Source organism: Pseudomonas sp. BW7P1 (assembly GCF_024981055.1).
Taxonomy (GTDB): domain Bacteria; phylum Pseudomonadota; class Gammaproteobacteria; order Pseudomonadales; family Pseudomonadaceae; genus Aquipseudomonas; species Aquipseudomonas bananamidigenes.
The window spans coordinates 3960158-3982681 of record NZ_CP103374.1 but is presented as its reverse complement, the minus strand read 5'-3'; the positions used below and the strand labels follow the sequence as shown (position 1 = coordinate 3982681).

The following is a 22524-nucleotide window of genomic DNA, read 5'->3' as shown; positions in this document are numbered from 1 at the left end:
ACAGGCCGGCGGGCAGCAGCGGTTTCAGGAGGAAGCAGTCCATTGACGGACGAAACACGCTAATGAGCCCGGGACGGGCTCGCCGTATTCAGCGTCCGTTGTGGCTTGTCACCGGCGCGTGTTGCCTGATGTTCATTCATCCATCCGGGGCTGGCGAACTGCCGCCGCCCCCCAGCGGCATGGAGGCCGTCAGCGATGCACAGTTGTTTCTGGAACTGGTGGTCAACCAGATGAATACCGGTCGTGTCGTGTCGGTGGAGCAGCGGGGCGGGCGGCTGTTCCTGCCGAGCAGTGTGTTGCGCGATACCGGCGTGACACTGCCCGAGAGTGCAGCTGCCGAAGTCGATCTCGACGGCCTGCCGGGGCTGCACAGCGAGTACGACAGCATCGGTCAGCGACTGCTGCTGGATGTGCCGCCGGACTGGCTGCCGGAGCAGTTCATCGGCAACCGTCAGATCTATCCGCGCACCCCGGCGCTGAGCAGTTTCGGTGCGTTGTTCAACTATGACCTTTACCTCAACGACACCGATGACGCGGGTACTTACCTGGCGGCGTGGAACGAGATACGGGTATTTGACAGTTGGGGCACGCTGTCCAGCACCGGGCAGTATCGGCGTACCTTGTCCGGTGATGAGGCCAGTACGCTGAACAACGGTTATCTGCGTTACGACACCACGTGGCGCTACTCCGATGATGAGCGGATGCTGACTTACGAGGCTGGGGATGTGGTCAGCGGCGCGTTGCCCTGGAGCAGTTCGGTGCGTCTGGGCGGCGTGCAGTTTTCCCGGGATTTTGCGCTGCGCCCGGATCTGGTGACCTACCCGCTGCCGCAATTCGCCGGCGAGGCGGCAGTGCCGTCCTCGGTGGATCTGTTCATCAACGGCTACAAGTCCAGCAGCACCGATTTGCAGCCGGGACCGTACACCCTGACCAACATCCCGTTCATCAACGGCGCGGGCGAAGCCGTGGTGGTGACCACTGACGCGCTGGGCCGGCAAGTGTCCACTACCGTGCCGTTCTATGTCACCAGCAGCCTGTTGCAGAAGGGGCTGAGCGATTTCTCTGTGACGGCCGGTACGCTGCGCCGGGATTACGGGCTGAAGGATTTCAGTTACGGACCGGGTGTGACCTCGGGCAGCCTGCGTTATGGAGTCAGCGACAGCTTCACCCTGGAAAGCCACGCCGAAGCCGCCGACTCGCTGACCCTTGGCGGCCTCGGTGGCAATCTGCGGCTGGGCAATTTCGGGGTGCTCAACAGTGCGATCAGCCAGAGCCGTTTCGACGGTGACGGTGGTCAGCAATACAGCCTCGGTTATCAGTACAGCGCCCAGCGTTTCAGTATTTCCTGGCAACGCTTGCAACGCCGTGATCAGTACGCCGACCTGACGGTGGTCGACAGTCCTTACACCCGCCTCAGCAAGCGCAGCGAACAGGCAACCCTTAGTCTCAACCTTGAGCGCTGGGGCAGTCTGGGTGTCGGTTACTTCGATATCAGGGCGGCGGACGACTCTCGCACGCGGCTGCTGAACCTGAGCTGGAGCAAGCCGCTGTGGCGCAACAGCAGTTTCTACCTGTCCGCCAACCGCGAAATCGGTGATGCCAACTGGGCGGTGCAGGCGCAACTGGTCATTCCTTTCGATGTGCACGGCAGCCTGGCCATCAGCAGCGAGCGCAACAAGAACGGACAAAGCCAGCAGCGGGTCAACTACAGTCGCGCGGTGCCATCCGAAGGCGGGGTGGGTTTCAATCTCGGATACGCCAAGGGCGACGGTGCCGATTACCGTCAGGCCGACGTGACCTGGCGTCTGCAGTCGGTGCAATTGCAGGCTGGCGTTTACGGTACTTCGGACGCCGAAACCCGCTGGGCCGATGCCAGCGGTTCGCTGGTCTGGATGGACCATCAAGTTTTCGCCGCCAACCGCATCGACGATGCGTTCGTGCTGGTCAGCACCGACGGTTATGCCGATGTCCCGGTGCGCTACGAGAATCAGCAGGTCGGTCAGACCGATCGCAACGGTCACTTGCTGGTGCCATGGAGCAGCGCCTACTACCGTGGCAAGTATGAAATCGATCCGTTGAACCTGCCGGCCAACGTGCGCAGTCCGAATGTTGAACAGCGCGTGGCCGTGCGCCGTGGCAGCGGTTATCTGCTGGAGTTTCCGCTGAGCCGGGTGATTGCCGCGAGTATCGTGCTGGTGGATGCGCAGCAGCAGGAGTTGCCGCTGGGCAGTGGCGTACTGCATGAACAGAGCGGGACGCGCACGGTGGTGGGTTGGGACGGGCTGGTCTATCTGGAAAACCTGCAGGCGCAGAATTCGCTGAGGGTAACGCTGGCCGATGGCAAGAGCTGTCAGGCGCAGTTCAGCATCGATCTGCAGCAGGAACAGGTGCCGTTGATCGGACCGCTGGTGTGCCAATGACGTGGATGAGGTGGTGTCTCTGGCTGGTGCTGGTGTTGCCGGGGGCGGCGCAGGCGCTGTGTTCGGTGGTTTCGACCACGCCGGCCGGGTTCGGCACGCTCAGTTCGATTGCAGTGCGCACCACCTCGCAGCCCAGTTCCACGCTCAATGGCGGTTTGAGCTGTACGGGTTCGCTGCTGTCACTGTTGACCAACAACGACCATTTCTGGGCCACGGTGACCTCGACCCAAAGCGGCCTGCTCGGGCCCACCGGGGATGTCATCAGCTATACGATCTACGCCAACAACAGCACCAGTTACCCGCTGACTCGCGGCACGGCCTACGATTTTGCCCGCAACGGCATCATCGATGCGCTGGGATTGCTCAACGGCACCGTGCCGAAAACCGTGCCGCTGTATTTCGGTACCACAATCGGCAGCAACGTGGCGGCGGGGGTCTACACCGAAACCCTGAGCATTTTCTGGAACTGGAATTACTGTTCGGGCATCGGTGCCGGCGGACTCTGCCTGGGTCGCGATATCAACAGTGGCACCACGACCCTGACGGTCAACCTGACCGTGGCCAACGATTGCACCATCACCGCCCCCAATATCGCGTTCGGCAGCGCACCGGTGATCAGCGCGTTTACCCCGGTGACCGGGCAGACCATCAATCTGGCCTGCACCAAGGGCAGCGCCTACACCGTCGGTTTGAGCGATGGTCAGAATCCGCTCAGCGTCGGCGGTCGACGACGAATGATTTCAGGCAGCAATTACCTGGCCTACGACATTTTCAAAAGCGCCGGAACCACCCGCTGGGGCAGCGTCGGTGCGGCACGTCGGGCGAGCACCGATGCCGAGGTCAATCCCGGCAATGGCCTGGGCACCGGCAGCCAGATTTTCAATTACAACGCCAGGATCTACACCGATCAGTCAACGCCGCCCGCCGGCACCTATCTGGACAACGTGGTGCTGGACGTCGGCTTTTGAGCGGGCTAGAAGCGCTCGGTGTGCCGGAGCAACGGTGCCGCCGGAATGTCGGTCGGAGTGACCATCGCATAGTTGTACCCCTCACCGGACCAGTATTCGGCCTGCAGATCCCCGTCCTGACGGCTGCCTCGTGGCAAGAAGGTGTTTTTCGGGCCGGGTGGCCTGACGTAGAAACTGACCTTGTGCCCATCCCGATCCTCATACATCACCATCGCCGCCGGGCCTTCTTCAGTACTCAGCAAACGCCCGCTGACCGGCCGGAAACCGGCTGACGTCAGATCCGGCAGTCGGTTGGCCTGCGTGAAGTAGCGGTCGAGCCAGCCCTGCATGTCGCCGGCACCGTCGACCTTGAAGTCCGCTGGCAGAATCCCTTGCTGAGCGATCAAACGATACGCCTGCAGGGCATCGCTCATGGGCGCGACCGAGCGCACCCAGGTCATTTCCCGGGCCTGCCAGCCACTGACGCCGCCGAGGCTGACCGCCATCAGCAACACGGCCGCGCTGGCCCAGCGTCGACGCGATCGAGTTTTGAGCCGCTGGCGGATCAATGCCGGGTCCAGATCCGGGTTGGCCGGTTGCTGCAAGGCACCACCAAGGGCGGCGCGCAGATGTTGGGCATCCTGTTGCCAGGCACGGATCAAGGCGGCCTCTTCGGGGTGACTGGCCAGCCAGTTTTCCAGCACACGCCGGTCGGTCTCGCTGAGCTGGTGGTCGATGTAGGCGTGCAAGTCACGCTCGCTGGGAGGCAGGCTGATCATTTGAGTATCCGCAGGGAAGGGCTGCTGATTTCACCGTCGCTGAGCTGGCGCAGGGCCTGGCGGGCACGGGACAGGCGCGACATCACGGTGCCGGTGGGGATGTCGAGGATCTCGGCGACCTCCTTGTAGCTCAAGCCTTCCACCGACACCATCAGCAACAGGGCGCGTTGTTCGGTGGGCAGGCGGTCGAAGGCTTGCAGGGTCGATTGGGCAATGACGGTGCGTTCCACCGAGGGTTCCGTGTCATCGCGGCCGGTGAAAAACTCGAGCATTCGGGCGTAGCGACGAGCGCGCCGGTGGGCATCGAGGAACTGGCGGTACAGGATCGAAAAAAGCCAGGCCCGCAGATCGCCTTCGACACGCTTGTCACCCCAGCTGGAGAGGGCACGTTCCAGGCTGGCCTGGACCAGATCGTCGGCGCTGCTGCTGTTGCGCGTCAACGACACGGCAAAGCGCCGCAATCTGGGAATGATTTCTCTCAGTTGTTCGTCGAATTCGCTCATGAAATTCTGCTGGTTACTACGCTGTGGACTAGGAAGACGCCCGGCATTCGAGGTTATTCCACGTTCGGAAAAATAAATACCTGGCCGTGGAATAAATCCGGATGGCGTGCGTCTTGCTGATTCTTCCCACTTGTGGCCATTGGCCCTGGAGTCTTTCATGGTTGATCGCAGCTCACCGCCCGGCGGGGTACAACGTCCGCCATTGAGTGCCGCGAGCCTGGTGTTGCGTCTTGGCGCAATTGCCGTGGTGGTCGCAGCAGTGGCCGGGGCGTTTGCCTACGTTCACGGCAACCTGGACCCACAACGACTGACGCCCAAGGCGTTGGTCGATGTGCTGGAGAAAAACAACGGCGTGCATCCAGGGTTTCGTCGCAATCACGCCAAGGGTGTTTGCGTCATCGGCCACTTCGAAAGCAGTGGCGAGGTGCGCCCTTACTCTGTCGCGCAAGTGTTCAATGAACCACGTACGCCGGTTGTCGGACGATTCGCGCTGCCGGCGGGTAACCCTTATGCGCCGGACAGCGCCGTACCGATTCGCAGTCTGGCGCTGCGCTTCACCCAGGCCAACGGCCAGCAGTGGCGTACCGGGATGAACAGCATGCCGGTGTTTCCGGTCGGAACGCCGGAAGCGTTCTATCAGTTGCAGCAGGCGCAAGCGCCGGATCCGGCGACCGGCAAACCCGATCCCGCCAAAGTCCCGGCATTTTTTGCCGCGCATCCGGAGGCTGTGCCGTTTCTGACTTGGGTCAAGACCGCCAAGCCTTCGGCCAGCTATGTCACGGAAACCTATAACAGCGTCAACGCGTTCTATCTGGTCGACGCAAGCGGCAAAAGGCAGGCCGTACGCTGGAGCATGATGCCCCTGGCCCAGGATGCAGCAGGTGCTGCGGCCCCGGAAGGTAGCGATTTTCTCGAAAAGGACCTGGTGCAACGTCTGGCCGAAGGGCCGCTGCGCTTTCAGTTGAACATCACGTTGGCCAACGCTGACGATCCGGTCAACGACGCGAGCAAGACCTGGCCCGCCGGGCGCAAAGTGCTGAATGCAGGCACCCTGATACTGGAAAAGACTCAGCCGCAACTGAGCGGCGAATGCCGCGACATCAACTATGACCCCTTGGTCCTGCCCGCCGGGATAGAAGGGTCCGACGACCCGTTGCTCGCCGCTCGCTCGGCCGGCTATGCAGATTCCTACCTGCGCCGCACCAGCGAAGTCAGCCAATTGCCCGGCAGTAAACAGGAGGCTCGCCCATGAGAACGCCACCGACGCATTTCAATCCGCTGGCGAGGCTGCTGCACTGGCTGATGGCGCTGATGATCATCGCCATGTTGTTCATCGGTGCCGGCATGGTGACTTCGGTGTCAGCACGGCATGAGTGGTTAATCAACCTGCACAAGCCGTTGGGCATCGCAATTTTGCTGCTGGTGATTGTGCGCATCCTTGTCCGGCTGGGGACTCGCCAGCCACCGCTGCCGGAGGACTTGCCGGGCTGGCAGGTGACAGCAGCCAAGGCTTCGCATCTGTTGCTGTATGGGCTGATGCTGGTGCTGCCGTTGTTGGGCTGGGCGATGATCAGTGCGGCGGGAGATCCGGTGATGCTCGGCCGTTCGCTGCAATTGCCATCGCTTCTGCCGGCGGATGCCCAGGTGTTTGCGCTATTGCGCAAGGCGCACGGTTATCTGGCCTATTTGCTGTTTCTGACTGTGTTGCTGCACCTGGCGGCGGCGCTGTTCCATGGTTGGATACGCCGCGACGAGGTGCTCGACAGCATGCTGCGGGGACGGCGTCGCGACTGACTCCAGGTACTATTGCGAGGTGGCGAGGGGGCAAGTCCGCTCGCCACTTTTTTGCGCCGCCAGCGTTCGCCACCAGTAAAGCAACGCGACGATGTTGATCTCGGCGCCGAGCCAGCAGACACCGGGCCATCCTGCCCAGGCATACATGGTCGTCGAAGCGATTGAACCGACGGCGCTGCCGACCGAATAAAACAGCATGTAGCCGGCAGTCAGTCGGCTCTGTGCCTGCGGGCGAACGCTGTAGATCATGCTCTGGCTCGTGACGTGCACAGCCTGCAAGCCCAGATCCAGAGTGATCACCCCGAGCAACAGCGCCCACAATGATGATTGGGTAAACGCAATCGGCAGCCATGAACCGAGCATGAGCAGCAACGACAAGCCGCTGACCCATTGCCCCAGACCTCGATCCGCCAGATGTCCGGCTCTTGCAGCCGCAAGTGCACCGGCCGCACCGGCCAACCCGAAAAGTCCTATTTCACTGTGGGAAAGCGACAGCGGTGGGGCGGCGAGCGGCAACACCATTGGCGTCCATAGCACCATGGCGCCGGCAAAGGTCAGCAAGGCCAGAATCGCTCGTTGCCGCAGCACTGGCTCCTCACGAAACAGGCTGAACACCGAAGTCATCAAGGCTGCGTAGGACGTCGCCGGTTGCTGGCTCTCATCCTTGGGCAGCACGCGAAACAGCAGCAGGGCCATGACCAGCGTCAGTCCTGCCGACAGCAGATAAATCGCCCGCCAGCCGGCCAGATCCGCCATCCCGCCGGCCATGGTGCGTGCCAGCAGTATGCCGACCACGATGCCGCTGGTGATCACGCCGACGACGTGTCCGCGTTGTGCCGGGATGGCCAGTGTTGCGGCATAGGCCACCAGCACTTGAGTGACGACGGCGAGCAGACCGGTCAGGGTCATGCCGATCAGCAGCCAGGTGCCGTTGCTGGCCAGGGCGATCATCAGCAATGCGGCGACGGATAACAGGGTTTGCGTGACGATCAAGCGTCGACGGTTCAGCAGATCGCCGAGTGGCACGAGCAACAACAGCCCAACGCCATAACCGACCTGGGTCAGCGTGATGACGATGCCGATGCTCGCTGGCGACAGCTTGAAGGCGTCGGCCATGGCGTCCAGCAGCGGTTGCGCGTAATACACGTTGGCCACGGCCAGGCCGCAGGCAATGGCGAACAGCAGTACGACGCCACCGCCGAGTTTTTGCGCGTTCATGTCCTGATTCCTTTTCTGGTTTCAAATGGAAACTGGATTGACGGTAGATAATCTGGTTTTGTTTTGCAACCTGATTGGGTCGGTGTGCAGCGCAAAAAAAAGATCGCAGACAGAGCTGCGATCTTTCATATGACAAAGAACAGGTGAGGATCAGCGCAGGGTGTCGACCATGTCGGCGATGGTGGTCAGCACGTCTTTGCCCAATTGCTTCGAGCGTTTGCCTGACCAGCCGGTGAGCGGGTTCGGCGCGTCATCGTGATCCTTGAACGGCATTTCCAGGGTCAACGACAGGCAGTCGAATTTCTGGCCAACACTGTTGCAAGCCAGGGTCATGTTGGCCTGACCCGGTTCGTCACGGGTATAGCCGTATCTGGTCTGGAAGTCTTTGGTGGTGTGTTTCAAGTGGCTGCGGAAGTGTTCTTCGAGTTTCTCGATTCGAGGAGTGTAACCAGGATTGCCTTCGCAACCGGCGGTGAACACATGGGGGATTTCTTCGTCGCCGTGTACGTCGAGGAACAGATCGACGCCGTATTTTTCCATCTGCTGCTGTACGAACAGGACTTCCGGGCTGACTTCCTGAGAGGCGTTCTGCCAGGCGCGGTTCAGGTCCTGGCCCATGGCGTTGGTGCGCAGGTGGCCGTGGAAGGCACCGTCCGGGTTCATGTTCGGCACCAGATACAGGTCGGCACTTTCCAGGAGTTTGTTCAGCTCTGGGTCGTTGTGATGTTCCAGGCGTTCGATCACGCCTTCCATGAACCACTCGGCCATGTGTTCGCCGGGATGTTGCTGGGCGATGATCCAGATCTTGCGTCGGCCTTCGGCGCCGGTGCCCTTGCGCAACAGCTGAATGTCGCGGCCCTCGATGCTCTTGCCAGTGGCCAGCAGTTCACAGCCGGCCTTGGTCAACGCTTGCTCGATCAGCCAGTCGTGACGGCCACGGCTGTACGGCTCGAAGTAGGCGAACCAGGCGTGAGTCTGTTCGGCCTCAAGGCAGAAACGCAGGCTGTCGCCCTCGAATTGGGTTGGAATACGGAACCAGTTGACGTGATCGTAGGACGCGACGGCCTGATAGCCCGTCCAGGCTTTGTTGTAGGAGGACTGGCTGGCATTGACCAGGCGAAACCAGTGTTCCTGATGGACATGCAGTCCGCTGGCCTTGAAGTGGAACCACTGGAAATGAGCGCTGCGGGTATCTGGCCGAATTGCCAGAACCGGGTTGAGCGGATTGCTGATGTCGATGACCTGGATATTGCCGCTGTCGAAGTTGGCGCTGATGTCGAACGAAGATTTGGCCACAGTCATAATCGGTTCCTGAATATGATTTTTATGGCGGCTACTTTACACGCAAGACAAGGGTGAAACCGAGTGAAATTGCGGGGTGTGGCGGGGGGCGTCTTCCATGACGCGGGTGCAGCTTAGTAGCTGTGCGATTGATTCTCAAGTGCTGATCGGCATTACTTTCCTTCAATACTGCCGGGGTTCCCTTGCCAGACGATGTGCTTTTGATATCATCCGCGCCATCGAATTTGCAGCATCCAAAGACTTCATTAGCCTGAAGCCATAAGCCAGAAAACTGGCAAAAAAAAGACCCGGCAAAAAGCCGGGTCAAAAACCGTGATTAGCCTGATGAGGAGATAGTCCAGAAGACCGACCTAAGGTCTCTGGTCCATCGACTGATCTCGCGACCAGTTGCTTGCAATAGTAATCATTATCATTTGCAAGTCAAACGTTTTTATCTGCGCGATTGGAAAATTCTTTCCTTGTCCGCGCGCGCACCCGCTTCAACGAACACCGCCATCGAGCGAGTGATCGACCATCGCCCGTGCCATGTCCACCATGTGCACGACTGAAAATGCCAGATCCCGACTGACACCCTGCAGGCCGTCAGCTGCCTTGAATGCAGTGGCCGCTGCGCATCGCAACAGATCGGAGGCGTGGACCAGTGATTCTTCACCGCTCAGGTTGCTGTTCACACCGAAAAAACGTTCTTCCACATCCGGCTCCGAAACAGTTGGTTTCAAGTAATAGTCCAGTGCACGCTGCGCCGCGGCACAGCCCTGTGGTGACTTGAAAGTGGTGTCCATCTGCAGGTCGGGCAGGTCATTGCTGGTGATATTCATGGTGAAAGGTCACTCCTTGGTCGATTCAAATCCGTGTCCCAAGAATAGTACCTGCGGTATTTGTGACCATAATTTAAATACTACAATATGTGTTTTGCTGGCCGGAGGCGGGAACGTATGGTGCCGCACATGGATAAATGGATTGAGTTGGTCAAGGCCAAAATGAGTGAACTCAACGTCACTCAAGTCGAGCTCGGCGAACGTGTCGGCATGTCTCAGGGCGGAATCGGCCATTGGCTGAACAAACGCCGTGAGCCCGATGTCACGCAGATGAACCGCGTGCTTAAAGCGCTGGGCATGGAGTATCTGGAAGTCGCGCTGGTCATCCGCGAACCGCAAGTCGACAAGGACGACGAAATGCCGCTGGCCCAGAAATACAACCCTTACTTTCGCTATCCGGTCAGCGACTGGAAAACCCCGATCGAGGCGCGTGAAAGCCAGCCGGCGTATTCGAGCGGCAAGGACAAGCGGCGTTTCGAACTGACGGATTATCACGCCCGTGGTCCGGCCTTCTGGCTCACGGTGGCGGGCAACGCCATGACGGCACCCACCGGGCAGAGCATTGGCGAGGGCATGCTGATTCTGGTCGACCCGGCGCTGGAGGCGGAGCCTGGAAAACTGGTGATCGTCCAATGGCCGGACAGTGATGAGGCGATTTTCCGCAAACTGATCGAAGAGGGCGGCCAGCGCTACCTGGTGCCGCTCAATCCGACGTGGCCGAGAGCCTTGTTTACCGACGAGTGCCGAATAATCGGCGTCGTGGTTCAGGCAACGGCCAAATACTAGTCAGATCGATCCTCGCTTCGCGCAGGATCGATCCACTTTTTCAAGCGTCTTCCAACTCGACCAATGCGCTGCCTTCGCTGACCATTTCCCCTTCCTGGCAATACAGCGCCTTGATCACGCCGGCATGGGGCGCACGGATGCTGTGCTCCATCTTCATCGCTTCCAGAACCACCAGTTGAGTGCCGGCTTCAACCGCTTGGCCGGTCTCCACCAGCACGCGCACGATGCTGCCGTTCATGGGCGCAGTCAGGCCGCCCTGATGACTGTGGCTGGCTTCGACCGCGCTGATCGGGTCGTAGGTTTCAACGCGTCGCAACTCGCCGTCCCATTGCAGGTACAGCGCGTCACCTCGACGAATCGCACGATATTGACGACGCAAACCATCTTGCTCGATCACCAGTTGCTCGCCGAGCAATTTTGCGCTGCCGCCAGCACCGAAAGTCAGCGCCCGATCTTGTCCCTCGCAACTCAAGTGCAAAGTGATTTCCCGTGGCAGACCTGTACGCAAACCGCTGTGCAGTGCCCAAGGCGAAGCCGGGTCATCCGCCCGAGTCGTCCCCGGCAAACTCTGCGCAAAAGCCTGTGCCGCCGCATCCCAGAAGTCATCGCTCAGCGCAGCAGGCGCGGGCAGCAACTGCTCCTGATAACGCGGAATGAACCCGGTATCCAGCTCCGCCGCCGCGAAGGCGGGATGACCGATGATTCGCCGCAGGAAATTGATGTTGGTCTTCAGCCCGCCAATCGCGAACTCATCGAGCATGCTCAAAAGCCGCAAACGCGCCTGCTCACGATCCTCGCCCCAGGCGATCAGCTTGCCGAGCATCGGGTCATAGAACGGCGAAACCTCATCGCCTTCCTCGACGCCGCTGTCCACGCGGCGCCCCGGCCCGGCGGCGGATTCGCGATACAGATCCAGACGCCCGGTGGCCGGCAGGAAGTCATTCGACGGATCCTCGGCATACAATCGAACCTCAATCGCATGCCCGTTCAGCGGTACCTGTGCCTGAGTGATCGGCAGCGCCTCACCACGGGCGACGCGAATCTGCCACGCCACCAGATCGAGCCCGGTGATGGCTTCGGTGACCGGATGTTCAACCTGTAGCCGCGTGTTCATCTCCATAAAGAAGAATTCGCCGCGAGCATCCAGCAAGAACTCCACCGTACCGGCGCCGACATAACCGATGGCCTGCGCCGAACGCACGGCCGCTTCGCCCATCGCCCGACGCAACTCGGGACTGAGCCCTGGCGCCGGCGCCTCTTCAACGACCTTCTGGTGCCGACGCTGAATCGAGCAGTCACGCTCGTTCAGGTACAGGCAATTGCCGTGCTGATCGGCGAACACCTGGATTTCCACATGGCGTGGTTTAAGCAGGTATTTCTCCACCAGCATCCGCGAATCGCCGAACGACGATTGTGCTTCACGCTGGGCTGATGCCAGGGCCTCTGCCAGTTGGCTGACATCTTCAACGACCTTCATGCCTTTACCGCCACCGCCGGCAGTGGCCTTGAGCAGCACCGGATAGCCAATGCGTTCGCAGGCATCGCGGAAGGTATCCAGATCTTGCGCCTCGCCGTGATAGCCCGGCACCAGTGGCACGCCAGCCGTTTCCATCAGGGCCTTGGCGGCGGATTTGCTGCCCATCGCATCGATGGCCGAGGCAGGCGGGCCGAGGAAGATCAGGCCGGCTGCTTCGATGGCGCGGGCAAAACCGGCATTCTCCGAAAGAAAACCATAACCCGGATGAATCGCCTGAGCGCCACTGGCCTTGGCCGCTGCGATCAGTTTGTCGATCTGCAGATAACTGTCAGCCGCTTTGCTGCCGCCCAGATCGACGCGAATATCCGCTTCACGACTGTGCCGTGCATCGCGGTCGATGGCGCTGTGCACGGCAACGGTGGTCAGGCCCAGGGCCTTGGCGGTGCGCATGACCCGGCAAGCGATTTCGCCACGGTTGGCCACCAGCAGGGTGGTGAGAACAGGTGCGCTCATCAATGCGGCTCCTTGGTGGTGGTTGTGGCTTGCCAGCTCGGTGGGCGTTTGTGCAAAAAGGCTCGCAAACCTTCCTGCCCTTCGGGGCTGACGCGGATGCGGGCGATGGCGTTTTCGGTGTAGCGGCGCAGGGCCGGAGTCAGCGCACCGTTGCCGACTTCACGCAGCAGATCCTTGCTGGCGCGCATGGCGGCGGGGCTGTTGAGCAGCAGATTGTCGATCCATTGTTCGACTTTCTGCTCAAGTTCGGCCGCCGGATAACTCTCGGACAACAAGCCGATTTCTCGCGCACGTCGGCCGTCAAAGCGTTCAGCCGTGAGCGCATAACGTCGAGCCGCACGTTCGCCGATGGCTTGCACCACGAACGGACTGATCACCGCTGGCGCCAGACCGATGCGCACTTCCGACAGGCAGAACTGCGCGTCATCGGCACCTATGGCCATGTCGCAGCAACTGATCAGCCCCAGCGCACCGCCGAACGCCGCGCCTTGCACCACGGCCACGGTCGGGATTTTCAGTTTGGCGAGGTTGTACATCAGTTCCGCCAGTTCCCGGGCGTCATCGAGGTTGGTGTGGTAATCGAGTTCGGCCGATTGCTGCATCCAGGCCAGATCCGCGCCGGCGCTGAAGTGTTTGCCGCGCCCGCGCACCAGCAGGAAACGCAGGCTGGCGTCGCTGGCGACCTTGTCCAAAGCCAGAATCAGTTCGCGGATCATCTCGGCGTTGAACGCGTTGTTCTTTTCTTCGCGGTTCAGCCACAGGGTCGCGAAGCCTCGTGGATCGCTTTGCAATTGGAGGGTGTTGAAGTCGCTCATAAGGTTCTCCCGATCACATCCGGAACACGCCGAAGCGGCTCGGTTCGATAGGCGCGTTCAACGACGCGGACAGGGCCAGAGCCAACACATCGCGGGTCTGCGCCGGGTCGATGACGCCGTCGTCCCACAGCCGTGCGCTGGAGTAATAGGGGTGACCCTGCTCTTCGTACTGGTCGAGAATCGGTTGCTTGATCTCGGCTTCCTGTTCGGCACTGAACGCCTGGCCTGCGCGTTCAGCCTGTTCGCGCTTGACCTGAACCAGTACACCGGCTGCCTGCTCGGCGCCCATCACGCCGATCCGCGCGTTCGGCCACATCCACAGAAAGCGCGGATCGTAGGCCCGCCCGCACATGCCGTAGTTGCCGGCGCCGAAGCTGCCGCCGATGATCACGGTGAATTTCGGCACCTTGGCGCAGGCCACGGCGGTCACCAGTTTGGCGCCGTGCTTGGCGATGCCGCCGGCCTCGTATTTCTGGCCAACCATGAAGCCTGTGATGTTCTGCAGGAACAGCAATGGAATGCCGCGCTGGCAGGCGAGTTCGATGAAGTGCGCGCCTTTTTGCGCGGCTTCGGCAAACAGGATGCCGTTGTTGGCGAGGATCGCGATCGGGTAGCCGTGCAGGTGAGCGAAACCGCACACCAGCGTGGTGCCGAACAAGGCTTTGAATTCATCGAACACCGAACCGTCGACCAGCCGCGCAATCACTTCACGCACGTCGAACGGCTGTTTGGCGTCCGCTGACACCACGCCGTACAACTCGTCGCTGGCGTACAGCGGCGCAATCGGTGTGCGCTGCTGCACTTCGCCGAGCTTGCGCCAGTTGAGGTTGGCGACGCTGCGCCGGGCGAGGGCGAGGGCGTGCTCATCGCTTTCGGCGTAATGGTCCGCGACCCCGGATGTCTTGCAATGCACATCGGCCCCGCCGAGGTCTTCAGCGCTGACCACTTCGCCGGTCGCGGCTTTCACCAACGGTGGGCCGGCGAGGAAAATAGTCGCCTGATTGCGCACCATGATCGCTTCGTCAGCCATTGCAGGCACGTAGGCACCGCCAGCGGTGCAGGAGCCCATGACCACGGCAATCTGCGGAATGCCCATGGCGCTCATGTTGGCCTGGTTGAAGAAGATTCGCCCGAAGTGCTCGCGGTCCGGGAACACTTCGTCCTGACGCGGCAGGTTGGCGCCCCCCGAGTCCACCAGATAGATGCACGGCAGGCGATTTTGCTGGGCGATGGTCTGGGCCCGCAGGTGTTTTTTCACGGTCAACGGGTAGTACGAGCCACCTTTCACCGTTGCGTCGTTGGCGACGATCATGCACTCGACGCCTTCCACACGGCCGATTCCTGCTATCACGCCGGCAGCCGGCACGTCTTCACCGTAAACGGCGTGGGCGGCCAACTGGCTGATTTCCAGAAACGGCGAGCCCGGATCGAGCAAGCGGTTGATGCGTTCGCGTGGCAGCAGCTTGCCGCGCGAGGTGTGACGCTCCTGCGCTTTCGCACCGCCGCCCTGTGCTACCTGGGCCAGCAGGGTGTGCAGGGCGTCGACTTGTTTAAGCATCGCCGCGCTGTTGGCGACGAACTCCGCTGAGCGAGGGTTGAGCTGGGTATGCAGGATAGCCATGGACAGCTCCGTTTAGCGGGTTTCGTTGAACAGTTCGCGACCGATCAGCATGCGACGGATCTCACTGGTGCCAGCGCCGATTTCGTACAGCTTGGCGTCACGCAGCAGACGACCGGCCGGGAATTCGTTGATGTAACCGTTGCCGCCGAGAATCTGGATCGCGTCCAGGGCCATTTGCGTGGCGCGCTCAGCGGTGTAGAGGATCACGCCGGCGGCGTCCTTGCGGGTGGTTTCATTTCGCTCGCAGGCCTGGGCCACGGCGTAGAGGTAGGCGCGGCTGGCATTGAGCTGGGTGTACATGTCGGCGACCTTGCCCTGGATCAGCTGGAACTCGCCGATGCTCTGGCCGAACTGTTTGCGGTCGTGGATATACGGCACGATCAGATCCATGCAGGCCTGCATGATCCCGGTCGGGCCACCGGACAGCACGACGCGCTCGTAATCGAGGCCACTCATCAGCACTTTCACGCCGCCATTGAGCACGCCAAGGATGTTTTCTTCCGGCACTTCGACGTCATCGAAAAACAGCTCGCAGGTGTTGGAGCCGCGCATGCCGAGCTTGTCGAACTTGTTGCTGCGGCTGAAGCCTTTCCAGTCGCGCTCGACAATGAACGCGGTGATGCCGTGCGGGCCCTTTTCCAGGTCGGTCTTGGCGTAGATCACGTAGGTATTGGCGTCAGGGCCGTTGGTGATCCAGGTCTTGCTGCCGTTGAGCACGAAACGGTCGCCGCGTTTGTCGGCGCGCAGTTTCATCGAGACCACGTCGGAACCGGCATTCGGTTCGCTCATCGCCAGAGCACCGACGTGTTCGCCGCTGATCAGCTTCGGCAGGTATTTGGATTTCTGTTCGTGATTGCCGTTACGGTTGATCTGGTTGACGCAGAGGTTGGAGTGAGCGCCGTAGGACAAAGCCACAGAAGCCGAGCCACGGCTGATTTCTTCCATCGCCACCACGTGGGCCAGATAACCCAGGCCCGCGCCGCCGTACTCTTCCGGCACGGTGATGCCGAGCAGGCCCATGTCACCGAACTTGCGCCACAGATCAGCGGGGAACAGATTGTCGCTGTCGATCTGCGCGGCACGCGGGGCGATCTGATCGGCGACGAAGGACTGAACCTGATCGCGCAGCATGTCGATGGTTTCGCCGAGGGCAAAGTTCAGGGATGGGTAGCTCATGGGTCACCTTTTGGCTTTTTTGTAGGGCGGGGAGAACGGCGGATCGGCTCTCACCTTTACGTTAACGTAAGCCTGTGACGAATGGCTGTCAATCACCCTTTACGTTAACGTCAACTTGAGCGAGAGTAGGGCCAGTTCTGAACGGTCGGAGCTGGCATGGCTCCGGTCCAACACCCACTAATAAAGACAATAGGGGTCGTCATGGATCAACCCAGTGCAAACCCGCAGCGCAGCTACACCCGTGGTTCACAGAGCAAAGCCTTGCTGGCGATGACCATCGGGCAGAAGTTCGATGAGACCGTCGCGCAGTACCCGGACGGCGAGGCGCTGGTGGTGCGCCATCAGCAGCTGCGTTACACCTGGCGGCAACTGGCCGATGCGGTGGATGTTCACGCCAGAGCCTTGCTGGCGTTGGGTTTGCAGGTCGGCGACCGGCTCGGCATCTGGGCGCCGAACTGCGCGCAGTGGTGCATCACACAGTTTGCTACTGCGAAGATCGGCGTGATCCTGGTGAACATCAACCCGGCCTATCGCAGTTCCGAACTCGAGTACGTGCTCAAGCAGTCCGGTTGCCAGTGGCTGGTTTGCGCGGGGGCCTTCAAGACCTCGAACTACCACGGCATGCTGCAAGGCCTGCTGCCGGAGCTGGCCGAGCCATCCATCGGCGAACTGCACAGCGAGCGCTTGCCGGAGCTGCGCGGGTTGATCAGTCTTGATCCGCAGCCGCCGTCGGGTTTTCTCCCGTGGTCGCAACTGGCAGATCTGGCCGCCAGTGTCTCTCCAGAGCCATTGCGTGAACGCAGCGACAGCCTGCACTTCGATCAGCCCGTCAATATCCAGTACACCTCCGGCACTACCGGTTTCCCCAAGGGCGCGACCCTCAGTCACTACAACATCCTCAACAACGGTTACATGGTCGGCGAAAGTCTCGGCCTGTCCGCTTCTGATCGCCTGGTGATCCCGGTGCCGCTGTATCACTGCTTCGGCATGGTCATGGGCAATCTTGGCTGCGTCACCCACGGCAGCACCATGATTTATCCCAACGATGCCTTCGACCCGCTGCTGACCCTGAGCACCGTTGCCGAAGAAAAAGCGACTGCGTTGTATGGCGTGCCTACCATGTTCATCGCCATGCTCGATCAGCCGCAACGTGCCGGGTTCGATCTGTCGACCCTGCGCACTGGAATCATGGCCGGCGCCACGTGCCCGATCGAGGTGATGCGCCGGGTCATCGGCGAAATGCACATGAGCGAAGTGCAGATCGCCTATGGCATGACCGAAACCAGCCCCGTGTCCCTGCAGACCGGGCCATCGGATGAACTGGAATTGCGCGTCACCACCGTTGGCCGTACCCAGCCGCAACTGGAAAGCAAGATCATCGACGAGGCCGGCAATCCGGTGCCACGCGGCACCATCGGCGAGCTGTGCACCCGTGGCTACAGCGTGATGCTCGGCTACTGGAACAACCCGCAGGCCACCGCCGAAGCCATCGATGCGGCAGGCTGGATGCACACCGGCGACCTGGCGAGCATGAACGACGAGGGTTACGTCTGTATCGCCGGGCGTAACAAGGACATGATCATCCGTGGCGGCGAAAACATTTACCCGCGTGAACTGGAAGAGTTCTTCTTCACCCATCCAGCGGTGGCGGACGTGCAGGTGATCGGCATTCCCTGCTCGCGTTACGGCGAGGAAATCGTCGCCTGGATCAAATTCCATCCCGGCCACAGCGCCACCGAACAGGAACTGCAAGCGTGGTGCAAGGAGCGCATCGCCCACTTCAAGACGCCGCGTCATTTCAAGTTCGTCGAGGAGTTTCCGATGACGGTGACGGGCAAGATCCAGAAATTCCGGATGCGTGAGATCAGTGTCGAGGAGTTGCGCAGTAACGAGGGTTGAGGAACAGAACTGTGGGGGCGTTGCTCCCACAGTGTCCTGCGGGATTTCAGAAGACCGGACAGCACAAAGGGGAGCCGAAGCTCCCCTTTAATTTTGTCGTCGCGTGCTCTTTTTATTATTGAGGGTCGGTCTGTTGTTGTTTTTGGCAACCGTTGCCCTTTACCGCTGTTTTTGGCGACCCCCATCCGGGGTCAAGAGCAAACGTATTTTTTTGAGCGCTGATCTGCTTTTTCGCCAAGGCGATCCAACCGATACGGGAGCTACCTGAAGGTAGTTTTATTGTTCTCTGCCCGGTTGCGGGTCATTCCGAGGAACACCCTGAAAAGCACACCTTCTCCAAAAAAATCTGTTAGCTGCGTCTCTGTCGTGTTGTTTTTGTTATGTCAGAGTCGTTTCGTCTTGTTTTTATTGGTTTGCCGCTTTTTATTCTTGTTATGCCATAGAGATAGCAGAAGCCGTGCCAACTTTTTAAAACCCTTTTAAATCAAGGGCTTGAGATTTTTGAAGGATTTTTCTTTCAGGCAAAACCAGACAATTTGTTTCCGTGTTACTCGCCTGTGCCCACGTCTCGCGCCAAGCGGTAACACTGTGCCCCTCACTGTGCGCTACGGGCCTTGGCCACGCGCGAACCGCTCGGGCGGCCCAGCACGGCACTGATCTGCTGGCCGGCTGCAATCAAGGCGTCGAGGTTGATACCGGTCTCGATGCCCAGGCCATTGAGCAGGTACACCACGTCTTCGGTGGCGACGTTACCGCTGGCGCCCTTGGCATACGGGCAGCCGCCGAGGCCGGCGATGGAGCTGTCGAAGACCGCGATGCCTTCCAGCAGGCTGGCGTAGATGTTGGCCATGGCCTGGCCGTAGGTGTCGTGAAAGTGGCCGGCGAGTTTCTCTCGCGGCACCTGCTTCGACACTACTTCGAACAGACGGCGGGTGGCGCCCGCGGTGCCCGTGCCGATGGTGTCACCCAGCGACACTTCATAGCAGCCCATCGCGTACAACTCGCGGGCGACCATGGCCACCTGTTCCGGTGCGACCGTGCCTTCATAAGGGCAGCCAAGCACGCAGGACACGTAACCGCGCACGGTAACGCCGTGTTGTTTCGCGGCCTCCATGATTGGCGCGAACCGCGCCAGGCTTTCGCCGATCGAGCAATTGATGTTGCGTTGCGAAAATGCTTCGGATGCGGCGGCAAACACCGCGACCTCCTTGACGCCGGCGGCCAGTGCATCTTCAAAACCGCGCAGGTTCGGCGCCAGTGCGCCATAAGTCACGCCGGGCTTGCGCCGGATCTGCGCGAACACGTCGGCGGAACCGGCCATCTGCGGCACCCACTTGGGCGAGACGAAACTGCCGACTTCTATGTAGCCGAGGCCTGCCGCGCTCAAGGCGTCAACCAGTTGCACCTTGTCGGCGACGCTGATGGGCTGGGCTTCGTTCTGCAGGCCGTCACGGGGGCCGACTTCGATCAGGCGTACTTGGGAGGGGAGGGACATGGCGTTGACCTGCTCTTTTGAAATCGTGGCGAAGCCTGTGGGAGCGAGCTTGCTCGCGATAGCGGTCTGACATTCAAAAATGATGCTGACGGTCTAACCGCAATCGCGAGCAAGCTCGCTCCCACAAGGGATTGGTGTTGGTTCACTGAACCGATTGCTGACTCTTGAGCGTCTGCTCCAGCGCCTGCACGCAGCGTTCTTCGGCGGTGTCGAGTTCCAGCTTCATCTGTTCGATATCCAGCAATTGCTGTTCAAGCTGTGCCCGGCGCTCGCTGATTTTCGCCAGCATGCTGTTGAGTTGTTTGGTGTTACCGCTGGACGGGTCATAGAGCTCGATCAGCTCGCGGCACTCGGCCAGGGAAAAACCGATGCGCTTGCCCCGCAGGATCAGCTTCAGACTGACCTTGTCGCGTGGCGAATAGATGCGCTCCTGGCCTCGGCGCTCAGGGCTGAGCAGGCCCTGTTCTTCATAGAAACGGATCGCCCGGGTGGTGATGTCCAGCTCGCGGGCGAGGTCGGAAATGCTGTAAGTCTGGCTGCTCATGAAAGCGCTCGAAAAAAGGTCCTGGCGCTAAGCTAATTGCAGGTTGACGTTTACGTCAAGTGGCGGGCGCCTGCAGCTTGTCGAGCTTCTTCTCATGGGCCGTCACCTGCTGGCAAAGCTCGATCATCTGCTCGCGCATCCAGCGGTTGGCCGGGTCCTGGTCGGTGCTTTCGTGCCAGTACAAATGGGTTTCCACCGGCGGCACATCATTGACCGGCAGATTGAACGCGTGCAGCTCATGGCGTCGGGCGAAACGTTCCGGCACGGTCATTACCATGTCGGTCTGCTGCAACACTTGGGACGCCATCAGGTAGTGCTGCGAGCGCAGGGCGATCTTGCGCTGGATGCCCATTTTGCCGAGCGCCAGATCGACATGGCCCAGGCCATTGCGACGGCTGGAAATATGAATGTGGGTCAGCGACAGGTAATCGTCGAGGGTGAGTTTGTCCTTGGTCGCCAGTGGATGCCCCTTGCGCATCGCGCAGACGTAACGGTCTTCCATCAGCTTGACGTGGCGCACCTGCGGGTCGGTGTTGAGCGGCGCATCCACGGCGAAATCGAGGCGCCCGGCGGCCAGTTCCTTGGTGGTCTCCCGGCGCTTGGACAGAAAGCTTTCGATGATCACCGTCGGTGCCAGACGACGTAGACGCTGGAACAGGGGCGGCAGAATTACCGCTTCGGTCAGGTCGGTCATGCTGATGCGGTAGGTCTTGACCGCTTGCGAGGGGTTAAAAATGCGGCTTTCCTGAACCGATACCCGCAGCAGCGACAGTGCATTGCGCACCGGGCCGATGATGTTCTGCGCCATGGGTGTCGGCACCATGCCCTGTGCCGTGCGGACGAAGAGCGGGTCGTTGAAGGTTTCGCGCAACCGTGCCAATGCGTTGGACACCGCCGGCTGGGTGATGCCGACGATCTGCCCGGCGCGGGTCAGGTTGGCTTCGGTGTAGATCGCGTCGAAGACGATGAAAAGGTTGAGGTCGACCTTGCTCAGATTCATTACGCGGCTCTCTTGTTATGGGTGGATGGCGCGGGTGAGGGCGGCCAGGAAAATCAACCAATCATATATCGGTGATGAATGTTTATACACGCCGAGAATAGGCTAGGTAAATTATCGGCGCTGTTCTAGCATCGATTGCATGACCTGAACAACCGCTGCCCAGAAAGGTAACTGCCCATGGATTTCGCCTATTCGCCCAAAGTGCAAGAACTGCGTGAGCGCGTGACCGCGTTCATGGACGCTTACGTTTATCCGGCCGAGGCCGTGTTCGAACGGCAGGTGGCCGAAGGCGACCGCTGGCAGCCGACCGCCATCATGGAAACGCTCAAGGCCAAGGCAAAAGCCGAAGGGCTGTGGAATCTGTTTCTGCCCGAGTCGGAGCTGGGCGCCGGCCTGACCAACCTTGAATACGCGCCATTGGCGGAAATCATGGGCCGTTCGCTGCTGGGCCCCGAGCCGTTCAACTGCTCGGCACCGGACACCGGCAACATGGAAGTGCTGGTGCGTTACGCCAACGAAGAACAGAAACAGCGCTGGCTCGAACCTCTGTTACGGGGCGAGATCCGCTCGGCGTTCGCCATGACGGAACCGGACGTCGCGTCCTCCGACGCCACCAACATGGCCGCCCGTGCCGTGCGCGAGGGTGACGAATGGGTGATCAACGGCAAGAAATGGTGGACCTCCGGCGCCTGCGATCCACGCTGCAAGATCCTGATCTTCATGGGCCTGAGCAATCCCGACGCCCCGCGTCATGCGCAGCACTCGATGATTCTGGTGCCGGTCGACACCCCCGGTGTGAAGATCATTCGTCCGCTGCCGGTGTTCGGTTATGACGACGCCCCGCACGGTCACGCCGAAGTGCTGTTCGATAACGTGCGGGTGCCCTACGAAAACGTCCTGCTCGGTGAAGGACGCGGCTTCGAAATCGCTCAGGGTCGTCTCGGCCCTGGCCGGATTCACCACTGCATGCGTTCGATCGGCATGGCCGAGCGTGCACTGGAACTGATGTGCAAACGTTCGGTGAGCCGCACCGCGTTCGGCAAACCGCTGGCGCGTCTGGGCGGTAACGTCGACAAGATCGCCGACTCGCGCATGGAAATCGACATGGCGCGCCTGTTGACGCTGAAAGCGGCGTACATGATGGACACCGTGGGCAACAAGGTCGCCAAGAGTGAAATCGCGCAGATCAAGGTCGTGGCACCGAACGTCGCGTTGCGGGTGATCGACCGGGCGATCCAGATTCATGGCGGGGCCGGGGTGTCGAACGATTTCCCGCTGGCCTACATGTACGCCATGCAACGCACCCTGCGCCTGGCCGACGGCCCGGACGAAGTGCACCGTGCGGCGATCGGCAAGTTCGAGATCGGCAAGTACGTGCCGAAGGAAATGCTGCGTAGCGAGCGCTGAAGACAAGTCG

Annotated in this window: 19 protein-coding genes; 7 read left to right on the top strand and 12 right to left on the bottom strand. The window is 60.7% G+C overall.

The features are described 5' to 3' along the window. Positions 1–62 precede the first annotated feature (62 nt). The gene (locus NWV16_RS17835; protein WP_260520126.1) at positions 63–2420 is read left to right on the top strand and encodes a fimbria/pilus outer membrane usher protein; all 2358 of its coding nucleotides are present in this window, start codon (positions 63–65) and stop codon (positions 2418–2420) included. Next, positions 2417–3388, top strand: a complete 972-nt coding sequence (locus NWV16_RS17830; protein ID WP_260520125.1) for a spore coat U domain-containing protein — start codon at positions 2417–2419, stop codon at positions 3386–3388. The genes NWV16_RS17835 and NWV16_RS17830 overlap by 4 nt, the downstream gene beginning before the upstream one ends. A 5-nt stretch (positions 3389–3393) precedes the next feature. Here NWV16_RS17830 and NWV16_RS17825 read toward each other — a convergent pair whose 3' ends face one another. After that, complete coding sequence (locus NWV16_RS17825; protein WP_260520124.1) at positions 3394–4146, bottom strand: anti-sigma factor; 753 nt, start codon at positions 4144–4146, stop codon at positions 3394–3396. Beyond that, positions 4143–4649, bottom strand: a complete 507-nt coding sequence (locus NWV16_RS17820) for an RNA polymerase sigma factor (RefSeq protein ID WP_260520123.1) — start codon at positions 4647–4649, stop codon at positions 4143–4145. The genes NWV16_RS17825 and NWV16_RS17820 overlap by 4 nt, the downstream gene beginning before the upstream one ends. A 157-nt stretch (positions 4650–4806) precedes the next feature. Between NWV16_RS17820 and NWV16_RS17815 the strand changes: the two genes are divergently transcribed. Continuing rightward, positions 4807–5901, top strand: a complete 1095-nt coding sequence (locus NWV16_RS17815; RefSeq protein WP_260520122.1) for a catalase family peroxidase — start codon at positions 4807–4809, stop codon at positions 5899–5901. Next, positions 5898–6443 carry a cytochrome b gene (locus NWV16_RS17810; protein WP_260520121.1) on the top strand — a complete coding sequence of 182 codons (546 nt, stop codon included), beginning with the start codon at positions 5898–5900 and terminating at the stop codon, positions 6441–6443. Before NWV16_RS17815 ends, NWV16_RS17810 begins: the two co-directional genes overlap by 4 nt. Before the next feature lie 9 nt (positions 6444–6452). On the opposite strand, the gene NWV16_RS17805 is transcribed toward NWV16_RS17810, so the two are convergent. From NWV16_RS17805 to NWV16_RS17795, 3 genes are all read right to left on the bottom strand, one after another. Continuing rightward, positions 6453–7661 (bottom strand): MFS transporter, encoded by a 1209-nt coding sequence (locus NWV16_RS17805; protein ID WP_260520120.1) that lies wholly within the window; start codon positions 7659–7661, stop codon positions 6453–6455. A 150-nt stretch (positions 7662–7811) separates the two neighbouring features. After that, entirely contained in the window at positions 7812–8963 is a 1152-nt protein-coding gene (locus NWV16_RS17800) for a M14-type cytosolic carboxypeptidase (RefSeq protein WP_260520119.1), read from the bottom strand. 479 nt (positions 8964–9442) lie between these two features. Beyond that, positions 9443–9781: a DUF6124 family protein gene (locus NWV16_RS17795; protein ID WP_065261700.1), complete on the bottom strand. Its 339-nt coding sequence runs from the start codon at positions 9779–9781 to the stop codon at positions 9443–9445. 129 nt (positions 9782–9910) lie between these two features. On the opposite strand from NWV16_RS17795, the gene NWV16_RS17790 reads away from it, so the two are divergent. Beyond that, positions 9911–10567 carry a LexA family transcriptional regulator gene (locus tag NWV16_RS17790; protein ID WP_260520118.1) on the top strand — a complete coding sequence of 219 codons (657 nt, stop codon included), beginning with the start codon at positions 9911–9913 and terminating at the stop codon, positions 10565–10567. 40 nt (positions 10568–10607) lie between these two features. On the opposite strand, the gene NWV16_RS17785 is transcribed toward NWV16_RS17790, so the two are convergent. Genes NWV16_RS17785 through NWV16_RS17770 form a run of 4 tightly spaced genes read right to left on the bottom strand, consistent with a single transcriptional unit; the run spans position 10608 to position 16169 of the window. Then, complete coding sequence (locus tag NWV16_RS17785; protein ID WP_260520117.1) at positions 10608–12557, bottom strand: acetyl/propionyl/methylcrotonyl-CoA carboxylase subunit alpha; 1950 nt, start codon at positions 12555–12557, stop codon at positions 10608–10610. Next, positions 12557–13372, bottom strand: coding sequence for a gamma-carboxygeranoyl-CoA hydratase (locus NWV16_RS17780; RefSeq protein WP_260520116.1), 816 nt, complete (start codon positions 13370–13372; stop codon positions 12557–12559). Before NWV16_RS17780 ends, NWV16_RS17785 begins: the two co-directional genes overlap by 1 nt. Positions 13373–13385: 13 nt before the next feature. Then, positions 13386–14993 (bottom strand): carboxyl transferase domain-containing protein, encoded by a 1608-nt coding sequence (locus NWV16_RS17775; protein WP_260520115.1) that lies wholly within the window; start codon positions 14991–14993, stop codon positions 13386–13388. Between the two features lie 12 nt (positions 14994–15005). Beyond that, on the bottom strand, positions 15006–16169 hold the full coding sequence (locus tag NWV16_RS17770; RefSeq protein WP_065261696.1) for an isovaleryl-CoA dehydrogenase: 1164 nt from the start codon (positions 16167–16169) through the stop codon (positions 15006–15008). Positions 16170–16370: 201 nt separating this feature from the next. Here NWV16_RS17770 and NWV16_RS17765 point away from each other — a divergent pair, with 201 nt between their 5' ends. After that, a complete protein-coding gene (locus tag NWV16_RS17765; protein WP_260520114.1) occupies positions 16371–18068 on the top strand; it encodes an AMP-binding protein in 1698 nt (565 codons plus the stop codon). A gap of 595 nt (positions 18069–18663) precedes the next feature. Here NWV16_RS17765 and NWV16_RS17760 read toward each other — a convergent pair. The 3 genes from NWV16_RS17760 to NWV16_RS17750 all read right to left on the bottom strand — a co-directional run bounded on the left by NWV16_RS17760 (position 18664) and on the right by NWV16_RS17750 (position 21107). Beyond that, on the bottom strand, positions 18664–19563 hold the full coding sequence (locus NWV16_RS17760) for a hydroxymethylglutaryl-CoA lyase (RefSeq protein WP_260520113.1): 900 nt from the start codon (positions 19561–19563) through the stop codon (positions 18664–18666). 142 nt (positions 19564–19705) lie between these two features. After that, positions 19706–20107, bottom strand: coding sequence for a MerR family transcriptional regulator (locus NWV16_RS17755; RefSeq protein WP_011334998.1), 402 nt, complete (start codon positions 20105–20107; stop codon positions 19706–19708). Between the two features lie 55 nt (positions 20108–20162). Next, a complete protein-coding gene (locus NWV16_RS17750) occupies positions 20163–21107 on the bottom strand; it encodes a LysR family transcriptional regulator (RefSeq protein WP_260520112.1) in 945 nt (314 codons plus the stop codon). A 177-nt stretch (positions 21108–21284) separates the two neighbouring features. Between NWV16_RS17750 and NWV16_RS17745 the strand changes: the two genes are divergently transcribed. Beyond that, entirely contained in the window at positions 21285–22514 is a 1230-nt protein-coding gene (locus NWV16_RS17745) for an acyl-CoA dehydrogenase (protein WP_260520111.1), read from the top strand. Positions 22515–22524: the final 10 nt, after the last annotated feature.